General features: G+C 63.6%; 16 protein-coding genes. 2 read left to right on the top strand and 14 right to left on the bottom strand.

Annotated elements, in window-relative coordinates:
• The first annotated feature begins 1 nt into the window (after nucleotide 1).
• Nucleotides 2–847 (top strand): EamA family transporter, encoded by an 846-nt coding sequence (locus tag NKI64_RS05140; protein ID WP_023683217.1) that lies wholly within the window; start codon nucleotides 2–4, stop codon nucleotides 845–847.
• Between the two features lie 12 nt (nucleotides 848–859).
• On the opposite strand, the gene NKI64_RS05145 is transcribed toward NKI64_RS05140, so the two are convergent.
• From NKI64_RS05145 to NKI64_RS05210, 14 genes are all read right to left on the bottom strand, one after another.
• Nucleotides 860–2,077 (bottom strand): MFS transporter, encoded by a 1,218-nt coding sequence (locus NKI64_RS05145; RefSeq protein WP_352666829.1) that lies wholly within the window; start codon nucleotides 2,075–2,077, stop codon nucleotides 860–862.
• An 89-nt stretch (nucleotides 2,078–2,166) separates the two neighbouring features.
• Nucleotides 2,167–2,484 (bottom strand): Dabb family protein, encoded by a 318-nt coding sequence (locus tag NKI64_RS05150; protein WP_023683219.1) that lies wholly within the window; start codon nucleotides 2,482–2,484, stop codon nucleotides 2,167–2,169.
• A 20-nt stretch (nucleotides 2,485–2,504) separates the two neighbouring features.
• The gene (locus NKI64_RS05155; protein WP_023671177.1) at nucleotides 2,505–4,133 is read right to left on the bottom strand and encodes a GMC family oxidoreductase; all 1,629 of its coding nucleotides are present in this window, start codon (nucleotides 4,131–4,133) and stop codon (nucleotides 2,505–2,507) included.
• A gap of 12 nt (nucleotides 4,134–4,145) precedes the next feature.
• Complete coding sequence (locus NKI64_RS05160) at nucleotides 4,146–4,907, bottom strand: 3-ketoacyl-ACP reductase (protein WP_023671178.1); 762 nt, start codon at nucleotides 4,905–4,907, stop codon at nucleotides 4,146–4,148.
• Nucleotides 4,904–6,406, bottom strand: coding sequence for a GMC oxidoreductase (locus NKI64_RS05165; RefSeq protein WP_352666832.1), 1,503 nt, complete (start codon nucleotides 6,404–6,406; stop codon nucleotides 4,904–4,906). Before NKI64_RS05165 ends, NKI64_RS05160 begins: the two co-directional genes overlap by 4 nt.
• A 5-nt stretch (nucleotides 6,407–6,411) precedes the next feature.
• Nucleotides 6,412–7,527, bottom strand: coding sequence for an ABC transporter ATP-binding protein (locus NKI64_RS05170; protein WP_023671180.1), 1,116 nt, complete (start codon nucleotides 7,525–7,527; stop codon nucleotides 6,412–6,414).
• 20 nt (nucleotides 7,528–7,547) lie between these two features.
• The gene (locus tag NKI64_RS05175) at nucleotides 7,548–8,507 is read right to left on the bottom strand and encodes a carbohydrate ABC transporter permease (protein ID WP_023671181.1); all 960 of its coding nucleotides are present in this window, start codon (nucleotides 8,505–8,507) and stop codon (nucleotides 7,548–7,550) included.
• Nucleotides 8,504–9,454 (bottom strand): carbohydrate ABC transporter permease, encoded by a 951-nt coding sequence (locus NKI64_RS05180; protein WP_352666835.1) that lies wholly within the window; start codon nucleotides 9,452–9,454, stop codon nucleotides 8,504–8,506. The genes NKI64_RS05175 and NKI64_RS05180 overlap by 4 nt, the downstream gene beginning before the upstream one ends.
• A gap of 90 nt (nucleotides 9,455–9,544) precedes the next feature.
• The gene (locus tag NKI64_RS05185; protein WP_032888198.1) at nucleotides 9,545–10,798 is read right to left on the bottom strand and encodes an ABC transporter substrate-binding protein; all 1,254 of its coding nucleotides are present in this window, start codon (nucleotides 10,796–10,798) and stop codon (nucleotides 9,545–9,547) included.
• Nucleotides 10,799–10,856: 58 nt separating this feature from the next.
• Nucleotides 10,857–12,368 carry an aldehyde dehydrogenase family protein gene (locus tag NKI64_RS05190; protein WP_352667387.1) on the bottom strand — a complete coding sequence of 504 codons (1,512 nt, stop codon included), beginning with the start codon at nucleotides 12,366–12,368 and terminating at the stop codon, nucleotides 10,857–10,859.
• A 10-nt stretch (nucleotides 12,369–12,378) separates the two neighbouring features.
• A complete protein-coding gene (locus NKI64_RS05195; protein WP_352666839.1) occupies nucleotides 12,379–13,155 on the bottom strand; it encodes an enoyl-CoA hydratase/isomerase family protein in 777 nt (258 codons plus the stop codon).
• On the bottom strand, nucleotides 13,148–14,749 hold the full coding sequence (locus tag NKI64_RS05200) for an acyl CoA:acetate/3-ketoacid CoA transferase (RefSeq protein ID WP_023710931.1): 1,602 nt from the start codon (nucleotides 14,747–14,749) through the stop codon (nucleotides 13,148–13,150). The genes NKI64_RS05195 and NKI64_RS05200 overlap by 8 nt, the downstream gene beginning before the upstream one ends.
• Nucleotides 14,746–15,762 (bottom strand): Gfo/Idh/MocA family protein, encoded by a 1,017-nt coding sequence (locus NKI64_RS05205; protein ID WP_023714046.1) that lies wholly within the window; start codon nucleotides 15,760–15,762, stop codon nucleotides 14,746–14,748. Before NKI64_RS05205 ends, NKI64_RS05200 begins: the two co-directional genes overlap by 4 nt.
• Nucleotides 15,759–16,817 (bottom strand): LacI family DNA-binding transcriptional regulator, encoded by a 1,059-nt coding sequence (locus tag NKI64_RS05210; RefSeq protein WP_023740951.1) that lies wholly within the window; start codon nucleotides 16,815–16,817, stop codon nucleotides 15,759–15,761. Before NKI64_RS05210 ends, NKI64_RS05205 begins: the two co-directional genes overlap by 4 nt.
• Nucleotides 16,818–17,046: 229 nt before the next feature.
• Here NKI64_RS05210 and NKI64_RS05215 point away from each other — a divergent pair, with 229 nt between their 5' ends.
• Complete coding sequence (locus NKI64_RS05215; RefSeq protein ID WP_352594573.1) at nucleotides 17,047–18,201, top strand: dihydrodipicolinate synthase family protein; 1,155 nt, start codon at nucleotides 17,047–17,049, stop codon at nucleotides 18,199–18,201.
• The last annotated feature ends 8 nt before the right edge of the window (nucleotides 18,202–18,209 follow it).

Below are 18,209 nucleotides of genomic sequence, written 5' to 3' on the forward strand. Positions count from 1 at the left end.
GATGACGCTTTTCGTCTTTTTCGCGGTGCTTGCCGCCGCCGCCATGCACGCGATCTGGAACGCGCTGGTCAAGGTGCATCTCGATCGCTTCCTGTCGATCACGCTGATGACGCTGGGCATGGGTTTTGCCGCACTGTTCGTGCTGCCCTTCGTCGAGTTTCCAAAGGCCGCGGTATGGCCCTTTATCATCGCCTCGGTGCTCTTTCACATGGGCTACCGGACCTTCCTGATCGGCGCCTACAAGGCCGGCGATTTCGCCCAGACCTATCCGCTGGCGCGCGGCACGGCGCCGCTTTTGACCGCCCTCGGCGGCGTTGTCGTGGTGCAGGAGATGCCGGCGCCGTTCGCCATCCTCGGCATCCTGCTGCTGTCGGCCGGCACGCTGGTGATGTCGTTTCGCGGCGGCGCGCATCTGGAGCGGATCAATGTGCGGGCGGTCGGCTTTGCGCTCGGCACTTCGATCTTCATATCCAGCTATACGCTCTCCGACGGCAGCGGCGCGCGGCTGGCCGCAACGGCAACGAGCTATGCCGCATGGCTGTTCATCTGCGATGCCACGTGGGCGCTGGTGCTGTGCCTCATCTTTCGCGGGCCCAAGGCGCTGCCCGTGCTGGCGCGTGACTGGAAGGCAGGCCTGTTCACCGGCGTGCTCAGCGGCGCGGCCTACTGGATCGTCATGTGGGCGATGACCAAGGCGCCGATCGCCTCGGTGGCGTCGTTGCGCGAGACGTCGATCCTGTTTGCCATGATGATCTCGGTTTTCGCGCTCGGCGAGAAGATGACAGGCTGGCGCGGCGCCGCCGCGCTCAGCATCGTCGCCGGTGTCGTGGCCCTCAGGCTGGGCTGAGATTCTGATACTTCAGCCGAGCACCGTCATCACCTGTCCGCGCCGTTCCGGACTGAAGCGGATGACGAGGATGATGCAGACGGCGACCACGCCGGCAAACAGCGCCAGCGCGTAGCCATAGCTGCCTCCAGACGCCTCGGCGATGCCGGCCTGGTAGGGACCGCCATAGGACGCCGCGAGATTGCCGGCCTGGTAGATGAAGCCGGGCAAGGTTGCCCGCACGGCGCCGGGCGACAGCTCGTTAAGATGCACCGGGATGACTCCCCAGGCGCCCTGCACCGCGACCTGCATGACGAAGGCGCCGATGGCCAGCATGAACGGTGTCGAGCTGAAGGCCCAGAGCGGAATCGAGGGCAAGGCAATCAGGCAGGCGAGCGTTATCGCGTTGACGCGGCCGATCTTCTCCGACAGTGCGCCGAACGCCAACCCGCCGACGATGGCGCCGATATTGGCGACGATGGTGATCCAGCTCACCGTGTGCGGGTCGAAGCCATGCTGCTTCTTGAGGAAGGTCGGGTAGAGGTCCTGCGTGCCGTGGCTGAAGAAATTGAAGAACATCATCAGCACGACCGCATAGACGGCGACGCCCCAGTGCTTCTGCAGCGTTTCAAGAAGGCCAGGTCTGACGGATTTCTGCGCCTCGACGAAGGCCGGCGATTCCGGCACATGCGAGCGGATGAAGAGCACGATCAGTGCCGGCAGGAAGGAGAGCAGGAACATGGCGCGCCAGCCGATCGTGTAACCACCGATCGTCTGCTGGTAGAGCACGCCGTAAACCACGGCCGCCAGAAGGTAGCCGGTGGGATAGCCGCATTGCAGGATGCCCGAGACCATGCCGCGGGCACTGGGCGGAATGGACTCCATGGCGAGCGAACTGCCCAACCCCCATTCGCCGCCCATGGCGATGCCGAACAGAGCGCGCAGCGCGAGGAAAATGCCGAGATTGGGCGAGAAGGCAGCCAGCGCGCCGATCACCGAATAGCTGACGATGTTGAGCATCAGAATGGGCTTGCGCCCATATTTGTCGGCCAGCCTGTCGAAGAAGAAGGCGCCGATGAAGCGTGTCGCCAGCGTCAGGAACAACGCCTTGGAGACTGCCGGGACGTCGGTGTTGAATTCGGCTGCGATATCGGTGAGCAGGAAGGTCAGAAGGAAGAAATCAAAAGCGTCGAGCGTCCAGCCGAGGAAGGAGGCGAGGACGGTTTTCTTCTGCTGCGCGGTGAGAGCCACGACGTTCCTCCTAAGCGCCCCCGGAGAACGATATGTTCCTTGGGGCGCAAAAGAGAACAGGCGTCAGCCGGCTTTCGAAAGAAGCGCGGTCACTTTTTCGTAATGTCGAGATCGAACACCATCAGCCCGTCGGTGCCGCCTTCGAGCGCTGCGACCAATCGGGCGCCGGCGCGCTGATGCGCTTCATGCACGAGATAGGCGTCGCGGGCGGCGGCATCGCGGAAGTCGATGGTGAAGGCATGGCTGAAGCCGCGCGCGAACGGCTCCGGGCTGACATTGGTGCTGAAATGGACCGTGTCCATGCCGTCGACAACAGAGCGCAGTGCTTCGAGATCGGCGTGGATTGCCGTGCGCTCGGTGGCGGGCACATCGCTGCGGAAGCGTACGAAGACGCAGTGTCTGATCATTGGTTCGTTCTCCTAAGTGGCTATGCGGCCCGATTGCCGGAGAACACCGCCGGCGGAAGCGGCTCGCGGCCGAGGATGATGTCGGCGCCTTTTTCGCCGACCATGATGGTCGGCGCATTGGTGTTGGAGGAAGGCACGCGCGGCATCACCGAGGCATCGCAGACGCGCAGGCCCTCGATGCCGCGCAGGCGCAGGTCCGGTGTGACCACCGCCATATCGTCATGGCCCATGCGGCAGGTGCCCACGGGGTGATGGTCGGTCTTGGCGGTGCGGCAGGCATAGTCGATCAGCTCGTCGTCGCTGGCGAGCGATGGTCCGGGCAGCACCTCGCGCAACACGTAAGGTGCAAGCGCCTTCTGCCGCATGATCTCGCGCGCAAGCCTGAGGCCCTTGATCGACATGGCGCGGTCATAAGGGTCCGACCAATAGTTGGGATCGATCAGCGGGTGGTCGGCCGGGTCGGCGCTGCTCAGCCGCACCGTGCCGCGCGAGCGCGGGCGCAGGAAGGCCGAGTTCAAGGTCACGCCGGGGTTCTTCAACCTCTCGACGCCGGCCTCGATGCCGGAGCCGAGTCCCAGATGGAACTGGATGTCGGGCGAGGCGGCGGTAGGATCGGCGTACCAGAAGCCGCCGGTCTCGAACAGGCTGGAGGCGACCGGCCCTTTCTTCAGCAGCAGATACTGCAAGCCGGCCCACGCGGTGCGGTGCAGCTTGGCGTAGTTGTCATAGGTGTGGTCGCCGGTGCATTCGGCGATGACGAACAAATCGAGATGGTCCTGCATGTTGGAGCCGACACCGGGCAGATCATGCACCGGCGTCACGCCGACCGATTTCAGGTGATCAGCCGGGCCGATGCCCGACTGCATCAACAGCTTCGGCGAACCGATGGCGCCGGACGAGACGATCACTTCGCGCTCGGCGCGCATGATGGTCTTCTCGCCGCCGGGTTTGTCGACGATCTCGACGCCGGTGGCGCGGCCTTTCTCGACGACGATGCGGGTGACCAGCACATCGGTTCGGACCGTCAGGTTCTTGCGGGCGCGGATGGGCTTCAAATAGGCGACCGAAGCGGATGAGCGCCGGGCGTCCTTCTGGGTCAGCTGGTAGTAGCCGACGCCTTCCTGGCTAGCGCCGTTGAAATCCGGGTTGAAGGGGATGCCCATCTCTTGGCCGGCGCGGAAATAGGCTTCGCAAATCGGCAGCGGCGAAATAGGGTTCGACACGCCGAGCGGCCCCTGGTCGCCGTGAAAATCGTTGGCGAAGCGCTGGTTGTTCTCGGCGCGCTTGAAATAAGGCAGCACGTCGCGATAGCCCCAGCCCGCGAGGCCCTCTTCCTTCTCCCATGCGTCGTAGTCGCGAGCGTTGCCGCGCGTGTATATCTGGGCATTGATGGACGAGCCGCCGCCGACCACCTTCGCCTGCGTATACCAGAAGACGCGGTCCTGCATGTGCCTCTGCGGCACGGTCGACCAGCCCCAGGAAGCGATGCCCTTGGTCATCTTGGCAAAGCCCGCCGGCATGTGGATGTAGGGGTGCCAGTCCTTGCCGCCGGCCTCGAGCAGCAGCACGGAGTTCGCTGGATCCTCGCTCAGCCGGTTGGCCAGAACGCAGCCGGCCGGGCCGGCACCTACGATGATGTAGTCGGTCATAACCCTATCCACCTACAGTCGAGGCACGGAGAGCGCGCCGTCGACATTGATAATCGAGCCTGTGGAAAAGCCGAGCTTGCCGGCGGCAAGCGTCGCCACCACGGCGCCGATGTCCGATGCTTCGCCCCAGCGTTTTGCCGGCACCAGGCCGCTGTCGATAAGCGCGTCGTATTTGGCTGATACGCTCGCGGTCATGTCGGTGCGAATGATGCCCGGCCGCAGTTCGAACACGCCGATGTTTTCCGGCGCAAGCCGTAGCGCCAGGTTCTTCACCCACATCGAAAGGCCGGCTTTCGAGATGCAGTAGTCGGCGCGTTCCGGCGAGGCCATATCGGCGCTGACCGAGGTGATGGTGATGATCGAGCGCGGATGATTGCTGGGAGCCGCCAGCATCGCCTTGGCGACGGCCTGGCTAAGGAAGACTGTGCCGCGCAAATTGACGTCCAGCGCACGGTCGAAATTCTCGGGCTTCAGCTCCAGCAGATCGCCGCGCACCACGGCGCCGATGCCGGCATTGTTGACGAGGCAGTCGATGCGGCTGAAGGCACGTATGGCGGCGTCGACGAGGGCCGTGTGATCCTCGAGGTTGGCGATATCACAACGGACATAGGCGAACTCCGCACCCCGTGCGGTGATGTTGGCGGCCAGTTCGTCCGGCGCTTGTTCGGCAAGGTCGGCGATCAAAATGTCGAAGCCGTCCCCGGCCAGCGCCTCGGCGCAGGCGAGCCCAATGCCGCGCGCACCGCCGGTGACGATTGCTGCGGGGCGGGTCATGCCGCGAGGTCCGTTCGGCGAATATGCTCGGCCACGCGCAGCGCCTGTGCCGCAATCGACAGCGCCGGATTCACGGCGGCCGAGTTCGGCAAAAAACTGGCGTCGACAACGAACAGGTTCGGGTGGTCGAAGGCGCGGCAGAAAGGGTCGAGCGGCGACGTCGCCGGATGGTCGCCCATTTTCACCGTGCCGCACTGGTGCGAGGGCGTGCGCTTGTCGAAGGGACGCGACAGCACGATGGGATAACCGCAGGCGCGGAAGTTCTCACGCATCACCCTGGTCAGCCCGTCCAGCGACTGCATGTTGGAGCGCCGCCATTGCATGACGATGTCCTTGCCGTCGACCATGATGCGGCTTTCCGGATCGGGTAGATCCTCGCACATCAGATACCAGTCGACGGCGTGACCGGCCATGTAATCGAGCGCGAATTTCGGCACGCGTTTGACGTTGGCCTTCAACATGTTGCCGTCGATCTTGCCGAGCAGCTGGACGTTGCCGAGCGGCTTGCCGCCTTTGCCGTCGGAGAGATAGTAGTCATTCAGCATCAGCGTCTTCTGGTAGACGCTGTCGTTCCTGCGGCGCGGATCGATCGCCAGCATGGCGCTCGAATTATGGTTCATGAAATTGCGGCCGACCTGGTCGGAGCTGTTGGCGAGGCCTTTACCGTCTGATGAAGGCGAGCGCAGCAGGATGACGGCGGAATTGACCGCGCCGGCGGACAGGATGACCAGCTTCGGCGCGACTTTCTTCAGCTCGCCATTCTGACGGTAGTGAACGGCAGCGATGCTTTTGCCGTCGGACGACGCTTCGAGATATTCGACATGGCAGCCGGTTTCGAGTCGGATATTGCTGTCCTTGAGTGCAGCCGTCAGCGGTCCGGTCTGCGCATCGACCTTGCCCTGGGCGGTATTGGGGAATGCGTCCCAGCCGGTCTTGCCCTCTTTCAGCCAGTTGTCGATGTCGACGCCGAGCGGCAGCGAGGCCGGATGCAGGCCGAGGGCTTTCAACTCAGCGCGGGCGCGGGCAATCGGCGCTTCGTCGGGCACCGGCTTGAAAGCATAGGGGATCGAGTGGAACGGTTCGGTCGGGTCCTCGCCGAGCGAGCCGCGGACGCGAAACAGCTGCTCGGCTTTCGAATACCAAGGCTCGAATTCATCGTAGGAAAACGGCCATGCCGGCGAGACGCCACCGAAGTGCTCCATGGCGGCGAAATCCTCTTTGCGGTAGCGGATCAGCACCGCGCCGTAGAATTTCGAATTGCCGCCGACATAGTAGTAATTGCCGGGGTTGAAGGCCGCACCGCCGGCCTCGCGCCACATCTCCTTCGGACGGTAGTGGCCGTCGACGAAGATGGAGCGCGTGTCGCGGGCATGCGGCGTTGCCGCCAAGGGCTCACCGCGCTCCAGCATCAGGATCGAGGCACCGCTGCCCGCCAGACCGGAGGCGATCGTAGCGCCGCCGATACCGGAGCCGATGATGACGATATCGGGGCTGACCATCTCGATCAGCGGATGCGGTGTTCGGTCGCCGGATCGAAGAACACGGCCTTGGTCAGGTTGAAGGCGAGCGGCGTGCTGGTGCCCGGCTGGATGTTGGCGTCGGCCCGCAACCGCGCCACCACGCCCTTGCCGCCGAGGTTGGTCACCGCGAACGTGTCGGACCCTGCCGGCTCGACCACTTCGATGTGCAGGTCGGCAGTGGCAATGTTGGAGGCGTTGCGTTCCGCACCTTCCGGATCGGTCAGCGCTTCCGGGCGCACGCCGAAGATGATCGGCTTGCCCTGGAATGCCGAAAGACCCGCTGGCGCGTTGGCCATCGGCAGCGTGATCGGCTCGCGCGCCTCGCGCTCCAACACGACGGACAGCGCATTGCCCGACGTGGCAATGGTCGCCGGGATCAGGTTCATCGCTGGCGAACCCATGAAGTCGGCGACGAACAAATTGGTCGGGTTGTTGTAGATCTCGGCCGGGGTGCCGAACTGCTGCACCTCGCCGTCGCGCATGACGGCGATCTTGGTAGCCAGCGTCATCGCCTCGATCTGGTCGTGGGTGACGTAGACGATGGTTGTGCCGGTGGTGGCATGCAGGCGCTTGATCTCGATGCGCATGTCAACGCGCAATTTGGCGTCGAGGTTGGACAAAGGCTCGTCGAACAGGAACAGCTTGGGGTCGCGCACCAGCGCCCGGCCCATGGCGACGCGCTGGCGCTGGCCGCCGGAAAGCTGGCTCGGCTTGCGCTGCAGGAGGTGGCCGATCTGCAGGACCTTGGCCACCTTGTCGATCGCCTTTTGGCGTTCGTCGGCCGGCACGCCGCGCATCTCCATGCCGAAGGAGATGTTTCCGGCCACCGTCATGTTCGGATAGAGCGCATAGCTCTGGAACACCATGGCAATGTCGCGCTTGGATGGGTGCAGATCGTTGATGGCGCGGCCGTCGACGCGGATTTCGCCCTCGGTGATCTGCTCCAGGCCGGCAATCGTGTTGAGCAAGGTGGACTTGCCGCAGCCGGACGGGCCGACCAGCACCAGGAAGCCGCCCTTTTCGAGCTCGACATCGATGCCCTTCAGGATCTCGACATTCCCGAAGCGCTTCTTCAGCCCATCAATTTCCAGAAAAGCCATGGTCGTTCCTTCCGAATTGATCAGCCCTTGACCGCGCCAGCCATCAGCCCGCGCACGAAATAGCGGCCGGCGACGACATAGACGATCAGAGTGGGCAGAGCCGCGATCATCGCGGCCGCCATGTTGACGTTGTATTCGACGACGCCGGTCGAGGTGTTGACGACGTTGTTGAGCGCCACCGTCATCGGCATGGAGTCGCCTGTGCCGGCGTAAGCCGAAGCGAACAGGAAGTCGTTCCAGATGTTGGTGAACTGGTAGATGACGGTGACGACGAAGATCGGCATCGAGTTCGGCAGCATGATGCGGCGGAAGATCTGGAAGAAGGAGGCGCCGTCGACCTGCGCCGCCTTGATCAGTTCGTTCGGGAACGCCTCGTAATAGTTGCGGAAAAACAGCGTGGTGAAGCCGATGCCGTAGACGACATGGACGAAGACCAGGTTGACCGTCGGATTGCCGAGACCGAAACTCGTACCCGTCGCATTCTGCAGCTTCACGCCGAAACGTCCCAAGCTGCCGAGAATGGTCGCCATCGGCAGCAGCACCGACTGGAACGGAATGAAGCAGGCAAACAGCATCAGCCCGAACACCAGCGTGGCGCCGCGAAAACGCCATTTGGTCAAGACGTAGCCGTTGAGCGCGCCGAGCATGGTCGAGATCAGTACGGCTGGAACCACCATCTTGATCGAGTTCCAGAAATAGCCCTTGATGCCGGCGCAGGTGAGGCCGACGCAGGTCTCGCCCCAGGCCTTCAGCCACGGGTCGAAGGTCGGCGCCGTGGGCAACGCCAGCATGTTGCCGTTCTGGATCTCGTCCATGGTCTTGAACGAGGTCACCAGCATGACGAACAGCGGCATCAGATAAAACAGCGCAAACAGCGCCAGAAGCCCGTAAATGACGATGCGGTTGAGGGTCTTGGTGCTCATGCCGCCGGAGGCCTTTTGGGAAGCAGCGGGGCGGGCAGGGGTGGCGACAGCGCTCATCGCGGCTTCTCCCGCAGTTCGGAATAGAGATAGGGCACGATGATGGCGACGATGGTCATCAGCATGATCACGGCACTGGCCGAGCCGACGGCCATTTCGTTGCGCTTGAAGGTGTACTCATACATGAAGTTGGACGGCAGCCAGGCCGAGCCACCGGGGCCGCCGCTGGTCAGCGCCACGACGAGATCGTAGGACTTGATGGCAAGGTGCGCGAGCACGATGAAGGCCGACAGGAAGATTGGCCGCAGCAGCGGAATGACGATGCGGCGGTAGAGCTGAAAGGTGGTGGCACCGTCGATCTGCGCCGCCTTCATGATCTCGCCGTCAATGCCACGCAGGCCGGCCAGGAACATCGCCATGATGAAGCCGGAGGCCTGCCAGACGCCGGCAATGACCACCGTGTAGATGACGAAATCCTTGTTCTTGATCCAGTCGAAATGGAAGCTCGTCCAGCCCCACTGATGCAAGGTCTGCTCAAGACCGAGGCCGGGGTCGAGGAACCATTTCCAGGCGACGCCGGTGACGATGAAGGACAGCGCCATCGGGTAGAGATAGATCGGCCGCAACACGCCTTCGCCGCGAATCTTCTGGTCGAGCAGGATGGCCAGGAACAGGCCGAGCGCCAGGCAGATGGCGATGTAGAGAAAGCCAAAAATGCCCATATTGACGATCGACGTGTACCAGCTCGATGGCGGGTCGGAGTCGAACGTCCAGCCCCACAGCCGTAGATACGCGCGTGGTCCGGTAATGACATAGGACGGGAAGGTCTTGGAATTAGTGAAGGACAGATAGACAGTCCACATGATAAAGCCATAGACGAAGACGATGGTGATGGCGAAGCTCGGCGCCAGCACGATCTTCGGCAGCGCGTCCTGCAATCGCGCGCGCACGGAGGGGCGAGACCGCTCGGGTGTCAGCTTGATCTGTGTCGTCGCAACCGTACTCATGGAGTTCCTCCCGTCGACGCGCGGCCAACCAGGTTCGCGGATCGGAACCTTCCCCGCCGGTGCGGGGAAGGTATTTTTGGTGCGTAGCGCTTACTTGGCGTCGTCGATTGCCTTGACCAGTTCGGTCACGGCTTCGTCCGAGGTCTTGATCTGACCGTGGACGAACTTCGAAACGACGTCCTTGTAGGCATTGGCGACCGCCGGAGGCGCGCCATAGCCCTGGGCAAGCGAGCCGAACAGTGTGCCGCCTTCGTTGGCAGCCTTCAGGTCGGCGATGCCCTTCTTGCCGCACGCGTCGAAGTCGGTGTCCGGAACGTCGGTACGGGCGGGAACCGAACCCTTGACGACGTTGAAGGCCGACTGGAAGCTCTTCGACAGGGTGGCGGTGGCCAACGCGACCTGGGCGGCCTTGCGGTCGTCCGGAACGTTGAACATGCCGAACATGTCGGAGTTGTAGACCACCGAGCCTTCCGTGCCCGGGAAGCGATAGCACAGGAAGTCGGTGCCCGGCGTTTTCTTGGCGGCGTTGAACTCGCCCTTGGCCCAGTCACCCATCACCTGCACCAGGGCATCGCCCTTGATGACCATGGCGGTGGCAAGGTTCCAGTCGCGGCCCGAGAAGTTCGGGTCGACATAGGTGACGAGCTTGGCGAGGTTGTCGAACGACTTCTTCATCGTGTCCGACTTGAGGGACTCGTCGTCGAGGTCGTTGAAGGCCTTCTTGTAGAACTCAGGTCCGCCGGTCGACAGCACAACCGAGTCGAACATGGTGGCTTCCTGCCAGTTCTGGCCGCCAAGGGCGAGCGGAATGACGCCAGCCGCCTTGGCTTTGTCGAGCAGGGCGACGAAGTCGTCGAAGGTCTTTGGCTCGGTGCCGCCGATCTTGTCCATCACCGCCTTGTTGATCCACAGCCAGTTGACGGAGTGGACGTTGACTGGAGCAGCGACCCACTTGCCGTCATAGACGGAGAACTTCTGCAGGGCTGCCGGAACCGACTTGTCCCAGCCTTCCTTCTTCGCCGTCTCGGTCAGGTCGCCCATGACGCCGGCCGCCGCATAGTCGAGCACGGTGTAGCCGAGCATCTGCGACGCGGTCGGGTAATTGCCGGCCGCGACCATGGCCTTCAGCGCAGTCATGGCGGCGTCGCCGCCACCACCGGCCACCGGCACGTCCTTCCAGGCATAGCCTTCCTTGGCAAGGTCGCCCTTGAGGACGTTGAGAGCAGCCGCTTCGCCGCCCGACGTCCACCAATGCAGCATCTGCACTTCCTTGACGTCCTCGGCATGGGCCGAGAAAGCAAAGGCCGTCGCCAGAGCCGTTCCGATAAGCATTTTGCGCAACATGTTCTACCTCCCTTGTTGCATTACACGACCGGTGGAAGCCCACCGGGTTCTTCCAAACTCAGCCGACCCACCAACCGGTGCGCTGGCCGCGATGAAACTGGATTGTCTTTTCCTCGGTATAATCCTCGACAGCGCGTTTGCCGAGTTCGCGTCCGATGCCGGACTGCTTGTAGCCCCCGAATGGCAACTCGGGAAAGCCTTCCATGAATGTGTTCACCCAGACCGTCCCCGAACGCACACCACGCGCCACCGACATACACGTGTCGATGCTGGCGCTCCACACCCCTGCCGACAGACCATAAGGCGTGTTGTTGGCGATGTGCAACGCCTTTTCAATCGATTCAAAAGTCAGCACTGAGAGCACCGGGCCGAACACTTCTTCGCGCGCAATAGCCATGTCCTCGGTAACGTCGCGAATGATGGTCGGGTCGAGATACTGGCCGGCGCTCGAGGCCAACTGCTTGCCGCCACTGTAGATCTGGCTGCCATCGACTGCAGCCGCCGCGACATAGCCGGCTACCTTTGCCAGATGGTCGGAGGAAATCATCGCGCCGACCTTGGTGCGGTCGTCGAGCGGATCGCCGACAATCACCTTGGCGGTGAGGTCCTTTACGGCTGCGAGAAAATCGTCGGCGATCGCCTCATGCACTATCAGCCGGCTGCCGGCGTTGCAGCATTCGCCGGCGTTGAAGAAGCCGCCGAAGACAGCCGCATCGGCCGCGGCCTCGAGATCGGCATCGGGGAAGACGATCTGGCCGTTCTTGCCGCCGAGCTCCATCGAGACTTTCTTCAGCGACTGCGCGGCGGAAGCCATGGTCATCTTGCCGACGCGGGTAGAGCCGGTGAACGACACCATCTCGACCAGCGGATGGCTGACCATCGGCCCCCCGACATCGGCGCCGAGGCCGGCCAGGATGTTGACGACGCCCGCGGGCAGGCCGGCCTGCATCAGGATGTCGCCGAGCACGAAGGTCGAGGCCGAGGTCATTTCGCTCGGCTTAACCACCGCGGTGCAGCCGGCGGCGAGCGCGAAGGGCAATTTCTGGCTGACGATCAGGAACGGGAAATTCCACGGGGTGATGATCGAGACGACGCCGATCGGCTCGCGCAGGACGACGCCCAGCATGGCGTCGCCGAGATTGGCGTAGCTTTCGCCGTGCAGCGTGCGGGCGAGCGAGGCGGCATAGCGCCAGATGTCGATGGCGCCGCCGATCTCGCCGCGCGCCTGGGCGATCGGCTTGCCGGATTCCAGCGCATCGAGTCGGGCGATGTCTTCGAGCTGGGCCTCGATCAGGTCGGCCGTCTTGAGCAGGATGGCTGCGCGCTCGGCCGCCTTCGTGCGCGGCCACGGGCCGGTCTCGAATGCCTTGTGCGCGGCCTGCATGGCCGCCTCCACCTCGGCCTCGCCGGCCTGCGCATAGCGCGAAACGGTGAAGCCATGGCCGGGGCTGTTGCGCGCAATCGTGCGGCCGTCACGGGCATCGACATGCTTGCCGTCGATCAGGAGCTTGTAAGCCTTCGGCGCCTTGGACGCCTCGGCCGGCATGGAAATGTTGAGCGGTGCGTTCATCATGCTTTCTCTAAGATCTGGAAAAGGCCGGCCTCTGCTTGGCCTTGAAGGCGCTCACGCCGGCTTTGAGGTCGCCGGTCAGCGCAACGAAGCCGCTGGCGAGCGCCTCGGTGGCGGCCGCACTTTCCTCGCCTTCGGCGACTGCGATCATCAGCTTGGCGGCTTCGGTTGCGAGCGGCCCGCGCCCGGCGATTTTTTCGGCCCAAGTCCTGGCCTCTGCCAGCGCCTGGCCGGTCTCGACCACGCGGTCAACGACGCCGAGGGCAAGCGCGTCGGAGGCGGCAAAGAGCTCGACGCCGAGTGCCATGCGGCGCACGATCTGGGCCCCAAAGCGGCGCACGGCGCGCTGCGTGCCGGACCAACCGGGGACGACGCCGATCGATGTCTCGGGGAAGCCGAGCTTCACCTGCGTTTCGGCGACACGGAAGTCGCAGGCGACCGCCAGCTCCAGCCCGCCACCCAGCGCATGGCCGGAAAGCACCGCGATGGTCGGCTGCCGCAGCCGCGCCAGTCGGTCGAAGACACGGTGGCCGTAGCGCACCCATTGCACCTGAAAGTCGGCAGCGCTCATTTGTGCCCAGGCCTCGACGTCGCCGCCGGCGCAAAAGCCTTTGCCTTCGCCGCGGATCAGCACGACGCGCACACCTTCAGCCATTTCGGCTTCGTCGAGCGCTGTCTCGAGCGCGCGCAGCATCGGAATGTCCAGCGCGTTGAACTTCTCCGGCCGGCGCAGCGTGACGATGCCGATGGCGCCGTCCTGCTCGAAGGTGACGAGGCGCTCAGCCATGCGCGCCTCCGAGAGAAGCGCCACCATTCAGCGACAGGCCGATCGGCCGGTCCTGATAGAGAGCCGCCGGCGTGAACTTGAGATCGTTGGCGATGCCGAGCGGAATCTCTGACTGCGCCAGCACATCGCGTTCGAGGTCGATGCCGGGCGCCAGTTCCGTCACCATCAGACCGTCCGGCGTCAGCTTCATCACGCAGCGCTCGGTGACGTAGGTGATGTCCTGCCCTTGCGCGACGGCGCGCTTGCCGGAGAAGGAGATGTGTTCGACCTCGTTGACCACCTTCTTGACCTTGCCTTCTGCATCGATGCGGATGCCGCCATCGGCGAGCGACAGTTTTGCGCCGGCATTGAAGAAGCCGGAGAAGACGATCTTTTTCGCCCGTGCCGTGATGTCGACAAAGCCGCCGGCCCCGGCGGTGACATGTGGCCGGGCCGAGAGTTTCGACACGTTGACGGAGCCATGGCGGTCGATCTGCAAGAAGGAGAGCAGCGAGGCATCGAAGCCGCCGGCCTGGAAATAGATGAACTGGTGCGGCGAGGGCATGATCGCTTCGGCATTGGAAGCGCAGCCGAACTTGAAGTCGAGCAGCGGCACGCCGCCGACGGCGCCCTGCTCGATCACCCAGGTGACCTTGCCGTGCTGGCCTTCCTCGAGAAGGATACGCGGCACGTTTGCCGAGATGCCGAAGCCAATGTTGACCGCCATGCCGTCGCGCAATTCCATGGCGACGCGGCGCGCGATTACTTTCTGGACGTTCATCTCAGCGTTGCGGAAGCTGGACAACGGCCGGAAGATCTCGCCCGAAATCGCCGGGTCGTAAGGCGTCAACGTCGTCTGCAACTGGTCCGGCGCCACCACGATGTGGTCGACCAGGACGCCGGGCACGCGCACGTCATGCGGCTTCAGCGTGCCGTTCTCGACGACGCGCTTGACCTGCGCAATGACGATGCCGCCATTGTTGCGGGCGGCGAGCGCCTGTTCGAGGCCGCCCAAATAGGCGCCTTCATGCTCGTAAGTGAGGTTGCCGCGCTCGTCGGCGGTGGTGGCGCGGATGATCGAAACGTTGGGCACGATCGAGCGGAAATAGAGCCATTCCTCGCCGTCGAACTGCTGCACCGAGACGATCGGCTCGCTTGCAGCCTCATTCATGGCGCAGCCCTGGTGGCGCGGGTCGGCAAAAGTGTCGAGGCCGACCTTGGTCAGCACGCCCGGCCGCTTGGCGGCAGCTTCGCGGTGCATGTCGAACAGGATGCCGGACGGCACATTGTAGGCGGCGACCGAATTGTCGCCGATCATCTTCCATATCTGCGGCGGCTCGGACGAGGAGGGGCCCGAGGGATAGGAGCCGCAGAGCGTGCGCTTCAACAGGCCAGGCTTAGCCAGATGGTCGATGCCCTTGATGCCATACATGTCGCCGGCGGCGATCGGATGCAGCGTGGTGATGTCTTTCGGATGGCCTTCAGCGTCGAAGCGCTGGCCGATGGCAGCCAGCACGGCATCCGGGCAGCCGAGGCCGCTCGATGACGAGACGGAGACGGTCATGCCGTCCTTGATGAGGCTGGCGGCCTGCTGAGCGGAGACGAGCTTGCTCACTTGGCGCTCCCGAGTTTCGGCTCGATGGCAACCGCCTTGCCGGATTTCCCGGACAGCAACGCTGCTTCGGCGCAGGCTAGTGACCAGACGCCGTCCTCGCCGGTTGCGGAGGGCTGGCCCGCGCCGCTAATAGCGGCATGGAACTGGCGCAGCGACCTGACGTAGAGGTCTTCGCGGTCGAAGCTCAGTTCCTCCTCGCCCTTGGCGGTGCGTAGCAGCACCGAACCGACCGGCTTCTGCGTCATCACATTTTTAGCGATCAGCGAGCCTTCGGAACCATGCACCTCGAAGCCGGTATCGGCGAACTTCGTGGTGAAGCCTTCATGCGACTGGGCAATCAAACCGGACCTGAAGCGCCAGATGCACATGGCACCGTCTTCCAGCCCGCTGCCGGCCAGGCCGGCCGACTGGGTGAAGGCCGAAATCTCGATCGGGTCGTCGCCGAGCACGAAGCGCAGCGTGTCGGCATCATGCACGGTGATGTCGAGCACCACGCCGCCGCCGGCCTCAGGCTTGGTAATGCGCCAGCCCTGCAGGTTTTCCGGCAAATAGACGGAATGGAAGACGCGCGCGGCAATCGGCTTGCCGATATGGCCGGCTGATATGGCGTCGCGCATGGCGCGGTGGGCGCCGGCATTGCGCAGATGATGATTGGTGCCAAGCACGACACCGGCTTCCTTGGCGGCGGCGACCATTGTGCGCGCATCAGTGCTGTTCAGCGCCAGCGGCTTTTCGCACAGAACATGCTTTCCCGCCTTGATCGCAGCCAATGCCTGTTCGAGATGCAGTTCATTGGTGGTCGAGATGTAGACGGCGTCGATTTCGGCGCCGAGCAAATCGTCCAGCGTCGAGACGGCAAGCGGAATATTCTGTTCCGCGGCATAAGTCTTGGCGCGCTGCGGACTGGAGCTCATCACCGCCGCGATCTCGCCACCCTCTTGCGCGCGGATGGCGTTGATCATGAACTGTTTGGCGATCGTGCTGGCGCCGATCAGTCCCCATTTGACGCTCATGCCGCGTCTCCCATTCCTGCTGATGTGTCCTGGGCGCCGCGATCGGGACCGCAGCTGTCCCTGACGACCAGATTGACGGCGCCGATATGGTCCTCGGCATGCGTGATGCGCGACTGGATCATCTTCAGCATGACGTGGGCGGCGCGTTCGCCGAGGCCGGGTGTGTCCACCGAGACGCTGGTCAGCGCCGGCATATAATGCTCGGCCTCGACCACGTCGTCGAAGCCGACGACGGCGAAATCCGCGCCGGGCTCCAGCCCGCGCTTGCGCAGCGCCAGCATGACGCCGAAGGCGACGGCGTCGTTGAAGCACAGCGCCGCCGTCGGCGGCTCGGCCATGGCAAGGGCGGTTTCCAGGCAGGCGATGCCGCCCCTGCGGCTGGTCTCGCCTTCGACGACAAGCACGTCGCGTCTGGCCATGCCCAATGTCTCGCAAGCTTCACGAAAACCGCCCAGGCGCTCCTGATAGACGACTAGGTCGGAGGTGCCGCCGAAGAAGGCCAGCCGGCGATGGCCCTTGCCGATCAGATGGGCGGCGGCGAGATACGCGCCGCGATGATTGTCAGGCGCGATCACCGGGATGCGGCTGTCCGGCAGGCGGCGCATGGCGAAGACGACCGGCACGCCCGCCATCTCGAGGCGACGGAAGGCGCCCGGCGTGGTGCCGCGCGCCGGTGACACGATCAGGCCTGCGACGCCCTGTTCCATCAGCGACTTCAGCACTTCTTCCTGGCGCACCGGGTTCTCCGCGGTGTTGGCGATGAAGGGCACGATGCCGGCTGACTGGAAGACGCGCTCCATGCCGACCGCCAGTTCGGCGAAAAAGGGGTTGGTGAGATCGTTGATGACCATGCCGATGACGTTGGAATGGGCTTTGCGCAGATTGGCGGCGCCGCGGTTGTAGACATAGCCGACATCCTCGATCGCCTTGCGAACCTTGACCGCGGTTTCAGGCCGGATCAGCCCTGAGCCTTGCAGCACAAGCGACACCGTCGATTTGGACACACCAGCCTCGCGGGCGATGTCCAGGATCGTTGCCTTGGCCCGGCTGGCCATGTCGGTGGTTTCCTCCGCTTAAATGGGCAAATCTATTGGAACGTTCTAATCACTCTGCCAACCGAGAGTCAATCGGGGTTCTTGCGGAGATCGAAAAGGTGATGAATGTGGTTCCTAGTAAGGACTCTTGGCCTTCTTCGGCATTTGGGCCGGTTCAATCGCCGCAATCATAAAGGTTCTTGATTTATTGGAACGTTCCATTTATAGGATGCCGAAAACGGAGGTTGCCATGGATATCACCCTGCCTACGCAGAATGGCGGCCGCGTCAGCTACAAGCTCGCGGGCAGTCCGGTCGAGCCCGTAATCGGTGCGGTTTTCCCGCGCATCGCATATGCCGCCGCCCATGTCGTCGCCGATCCTTTCGCGATGACCGACCCCTGGTCGAAGCCTGCGGTCGATTGGGACAAGACGATGGCGTTTCGGCATCATTTGTGGCGGCTTGGCTTCCGCATCGCCGAGGCGATGGACACCTCCCAGCGCGGCATGGGTTTCGACTGGGCGAATGCGCAGGAATTGATCCGCCGCTCGATCGCCGAGGCGCGCAGCGTCGAAGGCGCAGACCTCGCCTCGGGCGCGGGCACCGATCATCTGGCGCCGGCTGCTGCCAGAACGCTCGACGATGTGATCGCCGCCTATGAGGAGCAGTTCACCTTCATCGAAGGCGAGGGCGGCAACGCGATCATGATGGCCAGCCGGGCGCTGGCGGCGGTCGCAAAAGATCCGGACGACTATATCAGGGTCTACGATCGCATCCTCAGCCAGGCATCCGGCAAGGTCATCCTGCACTGGCTGGGCGACATGTTCGATCCGGCGTTGCAGGGATATTGGGGCAGCGGCAATTTCGAGGCCGCGCTCGACACCGTCGTCGCCATCATCGAGCGCCATGCCGGCAAGGTCGAGGGGATAAAGATTTCCCTGCTCGATGCCGGCAAGGAAGTTGCCTTGCGCAACCGGTTGCCGGAAGGCGTCGTCATGTTCACCGGCGACGATTTCAACTATCCCGAACTGATTGCCGGCGACGGGAAGCGGCACTCGCACGCCTTGCTCGGCATATTCGACGCCATCGCGCCGGTCGCCAGTGCGGCGCTCGCGAAACTGGCTGACGGCGACCGCGCCGGCTTTGACGCGCTGATGGCGCCGACAGTGCCGTTGTCGCGCAAGATCTTCGAGGCGCCGACGGAGTATTACAAGGCCGGCATCGTCTTCATTGCCTGGCTCAACGGCCATCAGGACCATTTCGCCATGGTCGGCGGCATGCAGTCGGCGCGCGGCATCCTGCACTATGCCGACATCTTCCGCCTTGCCGACCAGGCAGGGTTGCTCGCCGATCCCGAGCTTGCACTGGCCAGGATGAAGCATTTCTGCGCGGTTGCAGGTGCCTGAGAACGACA

The sequence above is a fragment of the Mesorhizobium sp. M0478 genome (genome assembly GCF_040321305.1).
GTDB lineage: Bacteria > Pseudomonadota > Alphaproteobacteria > Rhizobiales > Rhizobiaceae > Mesorhizobium.